Origin of the sequence: Pseudomonas sp. S60 (genome assembly GCF_016647865.1) — a bacterium.
Classification (GTDB): Bacteria; Pseudomonadota; Gammaproteobacteria; order Pseudomonadales; family Pseudomonadaceae; genus Aquipseudomonas; species Aquipseudomonas parafulva.
In genome coordinates, this window is sequence record NZ_JACVVH010000014.1 from 66,630 (window position 1) to 84,554 (window position 17,925).

General features: G+C 61.4%; 14 protein-coding genes. 9 read left to right on the forward strand and 5 right to left on the reverse strand.

Annotated elements, in window-relative coordinates; translation table 11 throughout:
* Positions 1-45 precede the first annotated feature (45 nt).
* From IAE33_RS09220 to IAE33_RS09230, 3 genes are all read right to left on the reverse strand, one after another.
* Positions 46-1,143: an acyltransferase family protein gene (locus tag IAE33_RS09220; RefSeq protein WP_201163270.1), complete on the reverse strand. Its 1,098-nt coding sequence runs from the start codon at positions 1,141-1,143 to the stop codon at positions 46-48.
* A gap of 423 nt (positions 1,144-1,566) precedes the next feature.
* The gene (locus tag IAE33_RS09225; protein ID WP_201163271.1) at positions 1,567-1,833 is read right to left on the reverse strand and encodes a bacteriocin immunity protein; all 267 of its coding nucleotides are present in this window, start codon (positions 1,831-1,833) and stop codon (positions 1,567-1,569) included.
* Positions 1,834-1,836: 3 nt separating this feature from the next.
* Complete coding sequence (locus tag IAE33_RS09230) at positions 1,837-3,462, reverse strand: S-type pyocin domain-containing protein (RefSeq protein WP_201163272.1); 1,626 nt, start codon at positions 3,460-3,462, stop codon at positions 1,837-1,839.
* A gap of 829 nt (positions 3,463-4,291) precedes the next feature.
* Here IAE33_RS09230 and gcvH point away from each other — a divergent pair.
* The 5 genes from gcvH (at position 4,292) to IAE33_RS09255 (ending at position 9,874) form a co-directional block, all read left to right on the forward strand.
* A complete protein-coding gene (gene gcvH, locus IAE33_RS09235; RefSeq protein WP_201163273.1) occupies positions 4,292-4,675 on the forward strand; it encodes a glycine cleavage system protein GcvH in 384 nt (127 codons plus the stop codon).
* Positions 4,676-4,685: 10 nt separating this feature from the next.
* Entirely contained in the window at positions 4,686-7,541 is a 2,856-nt protein-coding gene (gcvP, locus tag IAE33_RS09240) for an aminomethyl-transferring glycine dehydrogenase (protein ID WP_201163274.1), read from the forward strand.
* A 64-nt stretch (positions 7,542-7,605) separates the two neighbouring features.
* Positions 7,606-8,727, forward strand: coding sequence for a glycine cleavage system aminomethyltransferase GcvT (gene gcvT, locus IAE33_RS09245; protein WP_442967359.1), 1,122 nt, complete (start codon positions 7,606-7,608; stop codon positions 8,725-8,727).
* Between the two features lie 358 nt (positions 8,728-9,085).
* Positions 9,086-9,298, forward strand: coding sequence for a cold-shock protein (locus IAE33_RS09250; protein ID WP_028631500.1), 213 nt, complete (start codon positions 9,086-9,088; stop codon positions 9,296-9,298).
* Between the two features lie 90 nt (positions 9,299-9,388).
* Entirely contained in the window at positions 9,389-9,874 is a 486-nt protein-coding gene (locus tag IAE33_RS09255; RefSeq protein WP_028631501.1) for an RDD family protein, read from the forward strand.
* 82 nt (positions 9,875-9,956) lie between these two features.
* On the opposite strand, the gene lptG is transcribed toward IAE33_RS09255, so the two are convergent.
* Both lptG and lptF read right to left on the reverse strand, forming a co-directional pair.
* Positions 9,957-11,018 carry an LPS export ABC transporter permease LptG gene (gene lptG / locus IAE33_RS09260; protein WP_028631502.1) on the reverse strand — a complete coding sequence of 354 codons (1,062 nt, stop codon included), beginning with the start codon at positions 11,016-11,018 and terminating at the stop codon, positions 9,957-9,959.
* On the reverse strand, positions 11,011-12,126 hold the full coding sequence (lptF, locus tag IAE33_RS09265) for an LPS export ABC transporter permease LptF (protein WP_028631503.1): 1,116 nt from the start codon (positions 12,124-12,126) through the stop codon (positions 11,011-11,013). Before lptF ends, lptG begins: the two co-directional genes overlap by 8 nt.
* A gap of 300 nt (positions 12,127-12,426) precedes the next feature.
* Between lptF and IAE33_RS09270 the strand changes: the two genes are divergently transcribed.
* From IAE33_RS09270 to IAE33_RS09285, 4 genes are all read left to right on the forward strand, one after another.
* A complete protein-coding gene (locus IAE33_RS09270) occupies positions 12,427-13,920 on the forward strand; it encodes a leucyl aminopeptidase (RefSeq protein ID WP_201163275.1) in 1,494 nt (497 codons plus the stop codon).
* 48 nt (positions 13,921-13,968) lie between these two features.
* Entirely contained in the window at positions 13,969-14,397 is a 429-nt protein-coding gene (locus IAE33_RS09275; protein ID WP_201163276.1) for a DNA polymerase III subunit chi, read from the forward strand.
* A 5-nt stretch (positions 14,398-14,402) separates the two neighbouring features.
* A complete protein-coding gene (locus tag IAE33_RS09280; protein WP_028631506.1) occupies positions 14,403-14,768 on the forward strand; it encodes a hypothetical protein in 366 nt (121 codons plus the stop codon).
* A 196-nt stretch (positions 14,769-14,964) separates the two neighbouring features.
* On the forward strand, positions 14,965-17,811 hold the full coding sequence (locus IAE33_RS09285) for a valine--tRNA ligase (protein WP_201163277.1): 2,847 nt from the start codon (positions 14,965-14,967) through the stop codon (positions 17,809-17,811).
* The last annotated feature ends 114 nt before the right edge of the window (positions 17,812-17,925 follow it).

A 17,925-nucleotide genomic window follows, 5' to 3' on the forward strand; every position in this document is an offset into this window, starting at 1 on the left:
GGCTTTAGCTGAGGTCAGGCGGCGCCCGGAGAACACTCATGACGCTCATTCTTTGCCGAGCGCTGCCGGGCGACGTTGACGCAGATAGCGCTGAACAGGGCGTTCGAGCCAGCGGTGGCTTACCAGGCTCAATGGAATGAGGATGGCAAAAAACAGCAGCATCACCCATTCCTGGTAGAACACCGTCCGCGGAAAAGCAAAGGCATCGAGCGCTAGGGCAAAGATGATCTGCAGCGGAAAGTGAATGAGGTAGGACGCATAACTGATATCCCCCAGCCAGCCCCAACGCCGTCCGAGCCCTTGCCAAAGAAAGCCCAGCCCCGCCAGCGCCGCCACCAGAAGCGGATAGCACACATATAGAAGCAGGTTACCGTTCAATGCATCGGCCCCATGGATCAACCACCCCCACGCAACGATGCACAACGGCACCGTAACCCACACGGCGCCGGTATCGCCTGCCCAGCGCCTGATCTGTTGCAGCAACCCATAGGTCACACCGCCGATGAAAAAGCAGAGCACGCCGCTGCCGAGCTTGTACACCTGCGGGTAAAGATAGCTTCCCAATGCCAGTGCTAACACGGTCAGCGGCCATCTTCCGCGGCGGCTCAGGCAGACCAGAAAGAATACGGCATACAACAATATCTCTACTGACACGGACCAGATCGGGGCGTTGAACGACCAACCTTTTTCCAGCCCCCACGCAGGCATCATCAACAGATTGAGTACGGCGTGGTAGGCATCATTGAAGGGGTAGACGAAATAGCCCTGATGACTGTTCGAATAGGCACTTTGCAACCCAGCCACTGCCAGGAAGGTCACTAGGTGCAAAGGATACAACCGAGTCAAACGATCCCAGGCGAAGCGCGCAGCAGGAAGGGAGCGGTTCGCCACCTCGTTAGCAAAAAGCCAATAGAAAACAAAGCCGGAAAGCGTGAAGAACAGCTGAACTGCCAGGCCCCCGTGCTGGTACAGCAGCGTAAAAGGCTTGAAGAACGGCTGCTGGGCAGGATCGAAATTGACAGGCGCGCCGCCGTCGTAGAAAAAATGCTGCCAATGCCAGAATACGACGCACAAAGCAGCCACGCCACGTAGCACGTCTAGCGTGTAGAGCCTGTTTTCACTGTTGGGTAGAGCCACATTCACTGCCTCGTTCGCTTGGCCATCACGGCCCTCACGTTTACTTCAAATGCCCTAAAGGCCCTGGAAAATGTCTGACATCGTTGCATTTCAATGATGAGGTGTCTGAATACGGTTAGGACCGCAGGAGCAGCCGAGACAACCTCCTATACAACGGCATTCGCATGCGGGGCGAGAATAGGTTTTGCGTTTTCTATCTGCAATGAAAACCGAGGCAGGCCCTGATCTTTGGGAAATGGATGACGAATGACTGACCGCGATGGCTGCCCCAATTTTTCCATTCGTGAGGCGTTCCTCAGTGACCTGATCAATCTGATGGTGATCAAGCTGTGCTTGGGGTTGCCGTTTTTTCAGTGAGCCAAGCGGGCTTATGACGCTATGCCGTGAAGTAGCCCCTCGACCGGATACGGGCGGGGGGCTATAGGGAGGTTAGGCGTCTTTGAAGCCCGGCAGGCCTTGTTCTTGGCGCCAGCGTTTGACTTCATCAACAATAGCTTGAGGTGAATCTTTGATACCCACCTTGCTAGGTTTGAAAATCACATCACATCCTTTAGGGTGTTCCGAAAGCTTCTCGAATTTGATAATCCCGCTTGAGTGAGCACGGTCAGAGGGATACAACACCGGATCTGCATGATAGATACCATAAACAAGTCTAAAAAATTCCTGTTCGGTATAGTCAGATATTTTTTCCTGCATAATTTATTTACCTTTATGCTTCTGAATGTGATGATGTGGGCCCATTAAAACAAGGTTATCGAAATCATAAACACCTCCCCCATCAGAAATACTTACGATATGATGTAGCTCCCACTTATTCCGATGACCGACTCGCTCGCTGGCGAAAGCGACGGGGGCTCGCCCACGTCGCATCGCCAAAAGATCAGCAGTATCAAATTGCCCTTCAAACAGTGGGCTTCTTCCAATCATTTGCCAAAACCTTCGACGAAAAGCGCCCCAGCTACTAAATTTTTTTCCTCGCAACTTACTGGCAATCTGAGCAGGTATGGGTATGCCCTCCCGAGCGCCTTCGACAAGAAGCGTACCATCGATAAGCTTACCTTTCCCCGTCACGACCCCCGGAAGGTTCCGGCGGCTCTTGAACATCACATAAAGCGGAGCCAACCCGGAGTCGATCGGGAAAATGATGACGTAGTCATCGAACCCGACGTCAGGCAGGTCCGGGTAAACATCCAGCCGGCCGTCAAGCGGCTCCAGTGTCGGGCCTACCATTTTGTTATCGCTGGGCGAGGTAGGTGGTAATACTGTGGAGCTGCCCGACGACTCTACCGCAGGCGTCCAGACCACTGTTCTGGAGGGTATGTCGTCCGTGATGACGGTGTAGCTGCCGGTCTGCGCGTCATACTGGGCGAGCAGTACCGGCACCGCCGAAGGAAGGGCTGAGCCATCGGTACGCGCGGCGAACAACTCTGCAGGGCCATCAAGGTCCTGCCTCTCGCCCATGCGAAATGGAAGGTCTAGCGCCCCACGTTCGACCGCCTCGGCCTGGGCCGCAGCATCAAGCTCAACCGAGAGCTCGCCCAGCGGCAGGGTGAGTAGATAGTTCCCCAAGGGCTTCACTGGGCGCCGTCGTTCGGCATTACCCAATTTGGGCGCGTACAGCAGGGCGGCGAGGCCAACCAGAAACGGCGCCACCAGCGCCTCCACCGGCGCCACACTCAATGAGCTGACAGCAGCCCTGATGGCACTCCCCAGCGCTGCGCCAGCGACCACTGCGGGCGGCGCACCGGACGACATGACCACCTTGGGCTCGGACACTGGCCCTGCAGGTGGCACAAGGTAGGTATTGGCCTGCCGAATAGCCTGCTCTGCCAAGGCCTTTTCGGCAGCCGCCTTGGCTGCCGCAGCCTGCCGCGCCTCGGCCTCAGCCTGGGCTCGAGCCAGCGCCGCTGCGTGCGCCGCCTTCAGGGCTTCCTCATGGGCCCGGCGCTGAGCCTCCTCATGGGCCCGCGCCTGCGCCTCGGCCTCGGCAAAGGCTTGAGCTTCGGCGTGGGCGCGAGCCTGGGCCTCGGCTAACCGTTCTGCCTCGGCCTGGATGGCAGCCTGGGCAACGGCATTCGCAACCTCTTGCCGCAGCGCTGCAAGCTGCCCTTCGAGCTGCTGAATTTCTGCATCGCGCAGCTGTACCGTATAAGCGGCGAGGTAAGCATCATTCAACGCCTGCTGCAGGTCCGATGACTTGATACGGCCCGACGCGATATTTTGAAATGCAGCATGAGCGTACGTCGATGGATGCTTGCCCAAAGGGCTGGAACCGTAAAAACGGTTGGCCAGTTCGGTGCGGTACGCGCGATCGGCATGTTTCAAGGCCAGTAGTTTTGATCGCCCCTGTATTCCATTGTTTAACCTTTCGACAACGGTTGCCGAGGGGGCAGTGACGCTGCGGCAAGGGCATTGACTTCCTGCTCAAGCGAACTGGGCAGGCGGGATAATTGTTCTGAATAAAAACGTCTGGCAACTTCATCTGCGATCCTGAATGCATTGCCAGCGGTGGCAGTGAACCCATCCAAAATAGGACCCGTTTGATTAGGTAAGTTACCTGAAGAACTAGAGGCCCCTGGCCGACTGGGTTGCGCCCCGACGAACGTGGGTGGCAGGGTAACCTGTCTTTTTTTACGAGACACGCCATGACTCCTTTTCAATTATTGAATAGTGCTTTCCCTCCTCATTAACCTGACCAATGCAAATATAAATTCCCAGCGTGCACAATTACCTAAGGAAACCCAACTAATAACTATGAACGAAGGTTATCCCATTCCCGTTCGACAAATATTTCAGAAGCCGAATATAGGAAATTTCCGACTTATCTCTAAGTCGATTCCTAGCGTGAAGAATCAAAGGAAGAGTCAATGCACAATAAAAACAAGCGCCAAGCCGTATCGAATTCGTAACGACGTAACGAAAACGAAACGACCCTTATAAGGCGCACCCTCCCAACGGACTGAAGGGAAAAGGCTTTTTAGGTCGAAGCCAATCGTAATGAATTCGCTACACACCACCCCCACCAATAGCCTCATGACCCGCTCAACCCGCTGGTTTAAAGGGGCTTTCATCAGTTGGCCACATTATTGCTAGCAATCTTCTACCTAGAGCGCGAGCCCAATCGCGCCACTGTCCCGGTTCACGAGGAGCCCCCATGAGCGAGTTGCGTTTCACCGAAGATCACGAATGGCTGCGCGTCGAAGCCGATGGCACTGTCACTGTGGGCATTACGGCCTATGCTCAGAATGCCCTCGGCGATGTGGTCTACGTGCAACTGCCCGAGCTTCAGCACTACGAGAAGGGTGCCGAAGCGTCCACCGTGGAATCGGTGAAAGCGGCCAGCGGGGTGTACATGCCCCTGGCCGGCGAGGTGGTCGCCGTCAATGACGCCCTCAACGACAGCCCTGAGCGGGTCAACGAAGCGCCCATGGGTGATGGCTGGTTCTTCCGCTTCAAGCCAGCCGACATGAACGATGTCACCGCCCTGCTCGACCAGCAGGCCTATGACCGCCTGCTCAACGCCAACGACGACGCCTGAGGAAACCGCCATGACCATCAACCTCGGCACTGCCAACGAATTCATCGCCCGCCATATCGGCCCGCGCGCCGAAGACGAGCAGGCCATGCTCGCCACCCTGGGTTTCGACTCGCTGCAAGCCATGACAGACGCCGTCATCCCTGCGTCCATCAAAGGCACCAGCGTGCTGGGTGAGCACAACGGCCAGAGCGAAGCTGATGCGCTGGCAGCGCTCAAAGCCATCGCCAGCAAGAACCAGCTGTTCAAAAGCTATATTGGCCAGGGTTACTACAACACCCACACCCCTGCGCCCATTCTGCGCAACCTGCTGGAGAACCCGGCCTGGTACACGGCCTACACGCCTTACCAGCCAGAAATTTCCCAGGGGCGCCTGGAAGCACTGCTCAACTTCCAGACGCTGGTCTGCGACCTGACCGGCCTGCCGATTGCCAACGCGTCCTTGCTGGACGAAGCCACCGCTGCCGCCGAAGCCATGACCTTCTGCAAGCGCCTGTCGAAGAACAAGGCCAGCCACAGCTTCTTCGCATCGGTCCACTGCCACCCGCAAACTCTCGATGTACTGCGCACCCGTGCAGAACCCCTGGGTATCAGCATCGAGGTGGGGGATGAACGTGAGCTGGGCGATGTCAGTGCGTATTTCGGCGCGCTGCTGCAATACCCGGCCAGCACCGGCGAAGTGCTGGACTACCGCGAAGTGGTGCAGCGGTTCCATGATGCCAACGCGCTGGTGGCCGTATCAGCCGACCTGCTGGCGCTCACCCTGCTGACCCCGCCTGGCGAATTCGAGGCCGACGTGGCCATCGGCAGCGCCCAAAGGTTCGGGGTGCCGCTGGGCTTCGGCGGGCCACACGCGGCCTACTTTGCCACCCGTGACGCGTTCAAGCGCGACATGCCGGGCCGGCTGGTGGGCGTGTCCATCGACCGCTTCGGCAAAACGGCCCTGCGCCTGGCCATGCAGACCCGCGAGCAACACATTCGCCGTGAGAAAGCCACCAGCAACATCTGCACGGCGCAAGTACTGCTCGCCAACATCGCCAGTATGTTTGCCGTGTACCACGGTCCCCAAGGGCTCAAGCGCATCGCCGAGCGCATTCATCGGCTGACCTCGGTGCTGGCCGCAGGCCTGCGTGCGCTGGGTATCCAGCCGGTGGGCAGCAGCGCGTTCGACACCCTCACCCTGGCCACCGGCGGCAATACTGCCAGCCTGCACGAAGCGGCTCGCGCCCAGGGCATCAACTTGCGCCAGGTGGATGCCGGGCATGTGGGCATTTCGCTGGACGAAACCAGCACCCAGGCCGATGTGCAAAGCCTGTGGCAGCTGTTGGGCGGCGACCAGCCTCAGCCTGATTTCGACGCACTGGCCGCCACCAGCACGGCGCTGCTGCCAGAGACGCTGCTGCGCAGCTCTACCTATCTGGAACACCCGGTGTTCAACCGCTACCACAGCGAAACCGAACTGATGCGCTACCTGCGCAGGCTGGCCGACAAGGACCTGGCGCTGGACCGCAGCATGATCCCGCTGGGTTCATGCACCATGAAACTCAACGCTGCCAGCGAAATGATCCCGGTGACCTGGGCCGAATTCGGTAACCTGCACCCTTTCGCCCCGGCTGAGCAAAGCCAGGGTTACCTGCAGATGACCAACGAGCTGGAAGCGATGCTGTGCGCTGCCACCGGCTACGATGCCGTGTCGCTGCAGCCCAATGCCGGCTCACAGGGCGAGTATGCCGGCCTGCTGGCGATCCGCGCCTACCACCGCAGCCGCAATGAAGGGCATCGCGATATCTGCCTGATCCCATCGTCGGCGCACGGTACCAACCCGGCCACGGCCCACATGGCCGGCATGCAGGTGGTGGTCACCGCCTGTGACGCGCGCGGCAATGTCGATGTGGCCGACCTGCGGGCCAAAGCGCTGGAGCACCGTGACCGCCTCGCCGCGCTGATGATCACCTACCCGTCCACCCATGGCGTGTTCGAAGAGGCAATCGGCGAGATCTGCTCAATCATCCACAGCAATGGTGGCCAGGTGTATATCGACGGCGCCAACATGAACGCCATGGTCGGCCTGTGCGCACCGGGCAAGTTCGGCGGCGACGTGTCCCACCTCAACCTGCACAAAACGTTCTGCATACCCCATGGCGGCGGTGGCCCGGGTGTTGGCCCGATTGGCGTCAAGTCGCACCTGGCGCCGTTCCTGCCGGGCCATGCTGCGCTGGCCAACCCGACAGGGGCCGTGTGTGCGGCACCGTTCGGCAGTGCCAGCATCCTGCCCATCACCTGGATGTACATCCGCATGATGGGGGGCGCAGGCCTCAAGCGCGCCTCGCAGATGGCGATCCTCAATGCCAACTACATCGCCCGCCGCCTGGAAGAGCACTACCCGGTGCTGTACACCGGCAGCAACGGCCTGGTTGCCCACGAATGCATCCTCGACCTGCGCCCGCTCAAGGACAGCAGCGGCATCAGCGTGGACGATGTAGCCAAGCGGCTGATCGATTTCGGCTTCCACGCCCCGACCATGTCCTTCCCGGTGGCTGGCACGCTGATGATCGAGCCGACCGAGAGCGAGTCCCGGGAAGAACTCGACCGTTTCTGCAACGCCATGATCCAGATCCGCGAAGAAATCCGCGCCGTCGAGAATGGCACCCTGGACAAGGATGACAACCCGCTGAAAAACGCACCGCACACTGCCGCAGAGCTGGTGGGTGAATGGGCCCATGGTTACACCCGCGCACAGGCGGTGTACCCGCTGCCGAGCCTGATCGAGGGCAAGTACTGGCCACCGGTAAGCCGCGTCGACAACGTGTACGGCGACCGCAACCTGGTGTGCGCATGCCCACCGATCGAAAGCTACCAGGATGCATGAAGCCGTTGCCTGGCCTGGCCGTTGCCAGGTCAGCCAGCCCTACCCGAGTCGCAAGGAGTCACTGATGTCCCAAGCACTGCTCAAGACCCCGCTGCATGCCCTGCACCTTGAACTGGGTGCGCGCATGGTGCCGTTTGCCGGGTACGACATGCCCGTCCAGTACCCACTGGGTGTGCTCAAGGAGCATTTGCACACCCGCGAACAGGCCGGCCTGTTCGATGTTTCACACATGGGGCAGATTCTGCTGCAAGGCAGCGATGCCGCCCCTGCCCTGGAAACCCTGGTACCGGTCGATATCCTCGACCTGCCGGTGGGCCTGCAGCGTTATGCCATGTTCACCAACGAACAAGGCGGCATTCTCGACGACCTGATGGTGGCCAACCTGGGCAATGACACCTTGCTGCTGGTGGTCAACGCTGCGTGCAAAGACCACGACCTGGCCCACCTGCAAGCACACATCGGCGCGCGCTGCAGCGTGCAACCCCTGTTCGAGCAGCGTGCCCTGCTGGCCCTGCAAGGCCCCGCTGCGGCGCAGGTGCTGCAGCGCCTGGCACCGGAAGTGGCCGGAATGACGTTCATGCAACTGCATGCGGTGCGGTTGCTGGGCGAAGACTGCTGGGTCAGCCGCTCCGGCTACACCGGGGAGGACGGCTACGAGATCTCGGTGCCGGCCAGTGCAGCCGAGGCCTTGGCGCGCAGGCTGCTGGCCGAACCCGAGGTACAGCCGATCGGCCTGGGGGCACGTGACTCCCTGCGGCTAGAGGCCGGCCTGTGCCTGTATGGCCACGACATGAACCCCGAAACCACGCCGGTTGAAGCCAGCCTGCTGTGGGCTGTGTCCAAGCCGCGCCGTGCAGACAGTGCCCGTGCCGGGGGCTTCCCAGGCGCTGAGGCCCTGTTCAGGCAGCAGCGCGAGGGCGTCGCCCGCAAGCGCGTGGGGCTATTACCGCAGGAACGCACCCCCGTACGTGAGGGCGCCGATATCGTAGATGCCCATGACAACCCAGTCGGCAAAGTGTGCAGCGGCGGTTTTGGGCCGACACTCGGTGCACCCGTGGCAATGGGTTATATCGACAGTGAACAGGCGGCAGTTGATACGTCGTTGTTTGCAGTTGTCCGCGGTAAGAAAGTGGCCCTGAAGGTGAGCAAAATGCCTTTTGTGACGCCACGTTACTACCGCGGTTGATGGGCATTGAGGCAGGTGACAAAACCCCGTTGTATAGACGTTTTCGAACCTGCCTAATAACTTTTTGAACACGGCGCCAGGCCAGCCACCATGCCGTTTCCGACACATTGGTCGGTAACGGGCAAGGCGCCGATTTTAGCCCCTGCCCAGGGCTTGTTTTTCGTTCGGGAGTTGGCGTAGAGTCACCTCACTGTGTTTGCATGGGTCGCAACAGTTCGTGACCTGGGCCAGTAGCCGCATTCTGCTACAACCCGTTCGACGTCTCTTACTTTCCTGCAACCCAGCCCGGTAATCTTTCGCGTACTCATAACGTGAAAGAAACTGTCATCAAAATTTAAGCGTCATAGGAAATAAGACAATGGCTGAGCGTCAGAACGGTACCGTCAAGTGGTTCAATGACGAAAAAGGTTACGGTTTCATCACCCCAGAAAGCGGTGCTGATCTGTTCGTGCACTTCCGCGCCATCGAAGGCAACGGCTTCAAAAGCCTGAAGGAAGGCCAGAAAGTCTCCTTCGAAGCTGTCCAGGGCCAAAAAGGCCTGCAGGCAGACAAGGTCCAGGTGCTCGGTTAACCCGCACCAGACCCAGAGAAAAGCCCCTGCCAAGTGCAGGGGCTTTTTTTTGCCCGTAGAATAGGGCTCCGTTTTCTGGAGCTGTCCTGCATGTCCAAGCCTCTGCTGTTACCTCAGGGTGATTTTCCACCGGTTGGCCTGGGCCGACGCCTGGCTGCAATGTTCTATGACTTTTTGCTGTGTACGGCACTGCTGATCGTCACTGCCGGCGCCTACAAGATGATCCAGATGGCCATCATCGGCGAAGCACGCATGCGCACGCTGACCGAGGCCGGTGCACTGGATGGCGACCCGTTACTGTCCACCGTGCTGGTGTTCGTGCTGTTCGGTTTCTTTGCCAAGTTCTGGACCCACGGCGGGCAGACACTGGGCATGCAGGTATGGGGGATACGGGTACAGAACCCGGATGGTACGGCCATCAGCCTGTGGCAGGCGCTGCTGCGCTTCGTGGTGTCGATAGCGTCGTGGCTATGCCTGGGGTTGGGGTTTTTCTGGGCGCTGGTGGACACGCGCAAACGGGGCTGGCACGACATCTATTCCGAGAGCCAGTTGGTGCGGGTGCCGAAGCGGCGCTAGGGTGTCAGGGGCTTGGGGCTGCTGGGCAGCCCATCGCGACCTGCGGTCGCTCCTACAAGGGGACCGCAGGTCGGCGGGGGTATTACCCTGCTCTACGCAGTAACCACAACCCGGCCAAGGCGCAGATGCCGGCCGGCAACACCACGGCCAACAAGGGCGGGAAGCCGAACACCTGGCTGGATGGCCCCAGCAGGTCCTGGGCAATGCGGAACACGAAGCCCACCAATACGCCGGTGAACACGCGTTGGCCCAGGGTGACCGAACGCAGTGGCCCGAAGATGAAGGAAATGGCCATCAGTACCAGCGCTGCGGTCACAGCCGGTTGCAGCACCTTGGTCCAGAACGCCAGCCAGTAGCGCGCGTTGTTCAGGCCCTGGTCGGACAGGTAGTGGATGTAGTCCCACAGGCCGGTGATCGACAGCGACTCCGGTGCGACGACAACGGTATTGAGCAACTGCGGCGTAACCGACACATCCCACTTCTCTTCAGGGGCCTGCACTACCTCGGTATGGTCGCCGCGGAAGAACGTGGTGCGCACATCGCTGAGTACCCACTGCTCGTTTTCATAACGGGCCCGGCGCGCGAAGCTGGAACTGATGATCTTGCGCTGGTCGTCGAAACGGTAGCGTGTCACCCCCAGCAGCAGGTTGTTCGGCTGCACCGAGTTGATATGGACGAACTCCTCGCCCTGGCGGTGCCACATGCCGCGCTTGGAGCTCTGCGCTTCACCGCCACCTTGCGCCAGTGAGCGATCGGCCTGGGCCGTATTCTCGGTGACCGGCGCCACGTATTCGCCAATCAGCAGGCCGACCAGCATCAGTACCAGCATGGGCTTCATCACCGCCCAGACGATACGGCCGATGGAAACACCCGCCGCACGCATGATGGTCAGCTCGCTGCTGCTGGCCAGGGTACCCAGGCCAATCAGGCAGCCGATGAGCGCCGCCATCGGCAGCATGTCGTACACACGGCGCGGGGCGGTAAGCAGCACATACTTGCCTGCATCCATCACCGTGTAGGTATCGCTCAGGTCACCCATCTCGTCGATGAAGGCAAACAGGGACGCCAAACCGAGGATGATCCCCAGTACGGCCAGAATGGCCATGAGCACGCTCTGGCCGATGTAGCGGTCGAGCTTAGCCACGGGTCACCTCCGCACGGCGGGCAGCACGCTTGAGGCGCAGGGGCTCCCAGTACATGATCCCCAGCCCGATCAGCAGGAACAGACCGTGGACCCACCACATGCCCAGGCCAATGGGCAGCTTGCCTTTCTCGAGGGCACCGCGAACGGAAATCAGCATTGTCAGGTAAGCCATGTACAGAAGAATTGCCGGCAGCAGCTTGAGGAAGCGCCCCTGCCGAGGGTTGGCGCGGGACAGCGGCACCGCCAGCAGGGTCACGATGAAGACCAGGATGGGCAGCGACAGCCGCCACTGCAGCTCGGCGCGCTCGCGCAGGTCCGTCGAGCCGAACAGCTCGGTGGTGGGGATGGCTTCGCGCTCGGTGACCTCTTCGCTCACCTCCGGCTTGGGCAGCAGCACACCGTAGGTGTCGTACTTGATGGCGCGGTAATCGGCCTGGCCCGGGTTGCCGTCGTAGCGGTAGCCGTTTTCCAGCACCAGATAGCGGTTGCCGTCGGCCTGGATTTCCTGGTGACCACGCTCGGCCACCAGCACCGATGGGGCGCGGTCCTTGGTCTTGTCCTGGTTGAAGCGTTTTTCCGAAATGAACACCCCGGCAAGGTTCACCCGGTCATCCGACAGCTGTTCGGTGTAGGTCACCCGGGAACCGTCGCGCAGGGTCTGGAAGCGGCCCGGCACCAAGGTGTCGAACTCGGTCAGGGCATCCTGCTGGCTGATGATCTTCTGCACCTGGGCAACGCCCAGCGGTGCCAGGCTCAGGCTCAGCCAGGCAACCAGCAGTGCCACCAGCGCGGCAGGCGCCATGGTCATGCCCAGCAGACGCTGCTGGCTCATGCCCGTGGCCGAGAGCACGGTCATTTCGCTTTCCAGGTACAGACGGCCATAGGCAAGCAGGATGCCCAGGAACAGCCCCAGCGGCAGGATGAGTTGCAGGAACCCTGGCAGGCGGAAGCCCATGATCAGGAACAGCACGCCCGGGTCGAGCACGCCCTGGGCAGCCTGGGCCAGGTACTTGATGAAGCGGCCGCTCATGATGATCACCAGCAGCACTGCGCTGACGGCGCTCAAGGTCACCAGGACCTCGCGGGACAGATAACGAAAGACGATCAAACCAGACACTCCTGGGCTGTCAGCACGGACTGCCATTGAATGGCACCAGACGATGACTTAGTACATCCAAGGCCAATGCGGGTTCGCCACAGGCGAACCTTCATATAAAGTGCGCGCATTATCCTGTGATTGACCGCCCCTGTCACTTGGCGCGCATCAAGCCGCACAACGGGGTTGTCAGCACGCTTGCCGCAGGCTCAAACTGGCAGCTTTTCCGCTGGCGCGCCATGGCGCGGCCAGCCCCGTCCAGAGCGCCGGCACACACGGCGCCACACGTATCGATCATTCGGGGACCCTGACATGGAACTGGTTGTAAAAAGCGTAGCCGCTGCATCCGTAAAAACTGCAACGCTGGTGATCGCAGTTGGTGAAAAACGTACGCTGGGCGCCGTGGCCAAGGGCGTAGACCAGGCCTGCGAAGGCGCCATCAGCGCCGTGCTCAAGCGTGGCGACCTGCTCGGCAAGCCGGGCCAGACCCTGCTGCTGCACAATGTGCCGGGCCTCAAGGCCGAACGTGTGCTGCTGGTTGGCTGCGGCAAGGATGAAGCCCTGGGCGACCGCGCCTGGCGCAAGCTGGTGGCAAGCGTTGCCGGCGTACTCAAGGGCCTGAATGGCGCCGATGCCGTGCTGGCCCTGGATGATATCGCAGTCAACAACCGCGACGCCCACTACGGCAAATACCGCCTGCTGGCCGAAACCCTGCTGGACGGCGAATACGTATTCGATCGTTTCAAAAGCCAGAAAGCCGAGCCCCGCGCCCTGAAAAAAGTCACCCTGCTGGCCGACAAGGCGGGCCAGGCCGAGGTCGAGCGTGCCGTGCAACATGCCAGCGCCATCGCCACCGGCATGGCCTTCACCCGCGACCTGGGCAACCTGCCGCCAAACCTGTGCCACCCAAGCTTCCTGGCCGAACAGGCCAAGGACCTGGGCAAAGCCCACAAGGGCCTGAAGGTCGAAGTGCTGGACGAGAAGAAAATCAAGGACCTGGGCATGGGTGCGTTCTATGCCGTGGGCCAGGGCAGCGACCAGCCGCCACGCCTGATCGTGCTGAACTACCAGGGCGGCAAGAAGGCCGAAAAACCGTTCGTGCTGGTGGGCAAAGGCATCACCTTCGACACCGGCGGCATCAGCCTCAAGCCAGGTGCCGGCATGGACGAAATGAAATACGACATGTGCGGCGCGGCCAGTGTGCTGGGCACGCTGCGCGCCGTGCTGGAACTGCAACTGCCGATCAACCTGGTGTGCCTGCTGGCCTGCGCCGAGAACATGCCCAGCGGCGGCGCAACCCGCCCGGGCGACATCGTCACCACCATGAGCGGGCAGACGGTTGAGATCCTCAACACTGATGCCGAAGGCCGCCTGGTGCTGTGCGACACCCTGACCTACGCCGAGCGCTTCAAGCCCCAGGCCGTGATCGACATCGCCACCCTCACCGGCGCCTGCATCGTTGCCCTGGGCAGCCACACCACCGGCCTGATGGGCAACGACGACGCGCTGGTGGGCCAGTTGCTCGATGCCGGCAAGCGTGCCGACGACCGCGCCTGGCAATTGCCGCTGTTCGACGAGTACCAGGAGCAGCTGGACAGCCCGTTCGCCGACATGGGCAACATCGGTGGGCCCAAGGCAGGCACCATCACGGCTGGCTGCTTCCTGTCACGCTTTGCCAAGGCCTACCAGTGGGCGCACATGGACATCGCGGGCACCGCCTGGGTCAGCGGCGGCAAGGACAAGGGCGCCACTGGCCGCCCGGTCCCCCTGCTCACCCAGTACCTGCTGGACCGCGCCGGCGCCTGACGCCCTCAGCCGGTGGCGCGCGGTGCGCCCCCGGCCGGCGATATTCCCATGAGCAAAGTCGATTTCTATATCCTGCCCACCGACGCCCTGTCGGCGCGCCTGGATTTCGCCTGCAAGCTGTGCGACAAGGCCTGGCGCCTGGGCCACCGTGTGTACCTGCACTGCCAGGATGAGGCCCAGCGCATGGCGTTGGACCAACTGCTGTGGGCGTTCAGGGGTGAAGCCTTCGTGCCCCACGACATGGCCGAGATCCAACCCGATGCCAGCGTGGCGCTGGGTCTGGGCGAAAACGCAGGCGCGCACTGCGACCTGCTGATCAACCTGGGGGCAGCTGTGCCAGGCTTCGTCGGGCAGTTCGAGCGGGTGGCGGAAATCGTCGTGGAAGAGCCCGGCATCCGCCAATCAGCCCGTGAGCGATTCCGTTTCTACCGTGAACAGGGCTATGCTCTGCAAGACCACCGCTTACAGCGATTTTGACGACGATGGACAAGCACTCCCCCCTGCCAGATTCCAACCATCTGCTCGATGACCTCGAGTCGATCCGCCAGTTGCTCGGTGATGCCGACCTGCAGCCACCGCTGCTCACCGACACTGTGGAGCAGATGCCTTTGCACCTCGACGAGCCGGCCGGCAACGCTGCCCCCGCGGTTGACGGGCAACCCGCCGCAGCCGATGACAACCCGCAAGCGCGCCGCCAGGACACCCTGTTGCACTTGGAAAGCGAGCTGCGCGCTGCCGCACAGATGATCATGCAAGATGTGATCAACGACTTCACCCCGCACATCGAGAACGAGATCAAGCGCCGGCTGGACGCGCGCATCGAGCGGTTGATCAAGCGTTCGGAGTAACGTCAGTATTTGGTGGCGCCTGTTTCGCGGGTGAACCTGCTCCCACAAGGCATCAACGTGTTGCGGGCCGGTGGGCGCAGGTTTACCCGTGCAGGCTACCCCTGCCCCGCCAGATAGCAGCAGCCTGTCGCCTGCGGCCCCCAGCTTGGTTATACTTCTCGGCTTTCCCGAATTAATGCACAGGGTCCCGCCGCGCATGGATAAGACCTACCAGCCGCACGCCATCGAAACTTCCTGGTACAACACCTGGGAGGCCGAGAACTATTTCGCCCCACAAGGTGCAGGCGAGTCCTACACCATCATGATTCCGCCGCCGAACGTGACCGGCAGCCTGCACATGGGCCACGGCTTCAACAACGCGATCATGGACGCCCTGATCCGTTTCCGTCGCATGCAGGGCCGCGACACCCTGTGGCAACCTGGCACCGACCACGCCGGTATCGCCACGCAGATGCTGGTAGAGCGCCAGCTCGAAGCGAAAGGCCAGAACCGTCATGACCTGGGCCGCGAACAGTTCCTGGAAAAGGTCTGGGAGTGGAAGGACCAGTCCGGTGGCAACATCAGCCGCCAGATCCGCCGCCTCGGTTCGTCGGTGGACTGGAGCCGCGAGCGCTTCACCATGGACGACGGCCTGTCCGACGCTGTCAAGGAAGCCTTCGTGCGTTTGCACGAAGACGGCCTGATCTACCGCGGCAAGCGCCTGGTGAACTGGGACACCAAGCTGCACACGGCCATCTCCGACCTTGAAGTGGAAAACCACGACGAGAAGGGCCACCTGTGGAACCTGCGTTATCCGCTGGCCGACGGCGCCACCACGGCCGAAGGCCTGGGCTACCTGGTGGTCGCAACCACCCGCCCGGAAACCCTGCTGGGCGATGCGGCCGTTGCGGTGAACCCGGCTGACGAACGCTACCAGGCGCTGATCGGTAAATTCGTCGAACTGCCCCTGGTCGGCCGCCGCATTCCGATCATCGCCGATGACTACTGCGACCCGGCGTTCGGCACTGGCTGCGTGAAGATCACCCCGGCTCACGATTTCAACGACTACGAAGTGGGCAAGCGCCACAACCTGCCGCTGCTGAACATCTTCGACAAGAACGCCATGGTGCTGGGTGCTGCGCAGGCGTTCAACCTCGATGGCAGCGTCAACGAGCAGGTCGACACTGGCCTGCCAGCCCAGTACGCCGGCCTGGACCGCTTCGTCGCCCGCAAGCAGATCGTCGCCGACCTGGACGCCCAGGGCCTGCTGGTCAGCATCGATGACCACGCGCTCAAAGTGCCCAAGGGTGACCGCTCGGGCACCGTGATCGAGCCGTGGCTGACCGACCAGTGGTATGTCTCTACCAAGCCGCTGGCAGAACCTGCGATCGCCGCCGTGGAAGACGGCCGCATCCAGTTCGTGCCCAAGCAATACGAGAACATGTATTTCTCCTGGATGCGCGACATCCAGGACTGGTGCATCAGCCGCCAGCTGTGGTGGGGCCACCGCATCCCGGCCTGGTACGACGAAGCCGGCCAGGTGTATGTAGGCCGCAACGAGCAGGAAGTCCGCGCCAAGCACAACCTGGGCGCCGAGGTGAACCTGCGCCAGGACGACGACGTGCTCGACACTTGGTTCAGTTCGGGCCTGTGGACCTTCTCCACCCTGGGCTGGCCGGAGCAAACCGAATTCCTCAAGAAATTCCACTCCACCGATGTGCTGGTAACCGGGTTCGACATCATCTTCTTCTGGGTGGCGCGCATGATCATGCTGACCATGCACCTGGTGAAGAACGAGGACGGCACCCCGCAGGTACCGTTCAAGACCGTGTATGTGCATGGCCTGGTGCGTGATGGCCAGGGCCAGAAGATGTCCAAGTCCAAGGGTAACGTGCTGGACCCTCTGGACATCGTCGACGGTATCACCCTCGACGCCCTGCTGGAAAAACGCACCAGCGGCATGATGCAGCCCAAGCTGGCCGAGAAGATCGCCAAGCAGACCAAGGCCGAGTTCCCCGAAGGTATCGCCAGCTACGGCACCGACGCCCTGCGTTTCACCTTCTGCTCGCTGGCCTCCACAGGCCGTGACATCAAGTTCGACATGGGCCGCGTCGAAGGCTACCGCAACTTCTGCAACAAGATCTGGAACGCCGCCCGCTACGTGCTGGACAAGGGTGAAGACTGTGGCCAGAACGGTGAAGCCTACGAGCTGTCGCTGGCTGACCGCTGGATTATCTCGCAGTTGCAGCGCACCGAAGCCGAGGTGACCCGCCAGCTGGAGCAATTCCGCTTCGACCTGGCCAGCCAGGCGCTGTACGAGTTCATCTGGAACCAGTACTGCGACTGGTACCTCGAGCTGTCCAAGCCTGTGCTGTGGGACGAGAACGCCCCGGTCGAGCGCGCCCGCGGCACCCGTCGCACCCTGGTGCGCGTACTGGAAGTGGCACTGCGCCTGGCGCACCCGTTCATGCCGTTCATTACCGAAGAAATCTGGCAGCGCATTGCGCCGCTGGCCGGCATCGAAGGCAAGACCATCATGCTGCAGCCATGGCCGGTAGCCGTTGAAGCCCGCATCGATGCCGCCGCCGAAGGCGATATCGAATGGCTCAAGGAACTGATGGTAGGCCTGCGCAACATCCGCGCCGAAATGAACATCGGCCCAGGCAAACCACTGCCGCTGTTCCTGAAGAACGCCAACGCCGACGACCAGCGCCGCCTGCAGGAAAACGAAGCGCTGCTGAAGAAGCTGGCCAAGGTCGAGTCGTTCACCGTGTTGGGTGATGCTGACGAACCACCTTTGTCGGCCACTGCCCTGGTGGGCGACCTGCAGGTACTGGTACCCATGGCCGGGCTGATCGACAAGGATGCCGAGCTGGCACGCCTGAACAAGGAAATCCAGCGCCTGCAAGGCGAAGTGGCGCGCGTGGGTGGCAAGCTGTCCAACGCTGCCTTCGTCGACAAGGCACCGCCTGCGGTGATCGAGAAAGAGCGTGCGAAGCTGGCCGAGTCCGAACAGGCGCTGGCCAACTTTACCGAGCAGCACGCGCGGATTGCAGCGCTGTAACCTGACATTGCGGATGTGACCGGCGGGGGCCATGCCCTCGTTCGCGGCCAAGGCCGCTTCCACAGGGGACGAACATCCCAGTGGAAGCGGCCTTGGCCGCGAATGGGCCGGCAC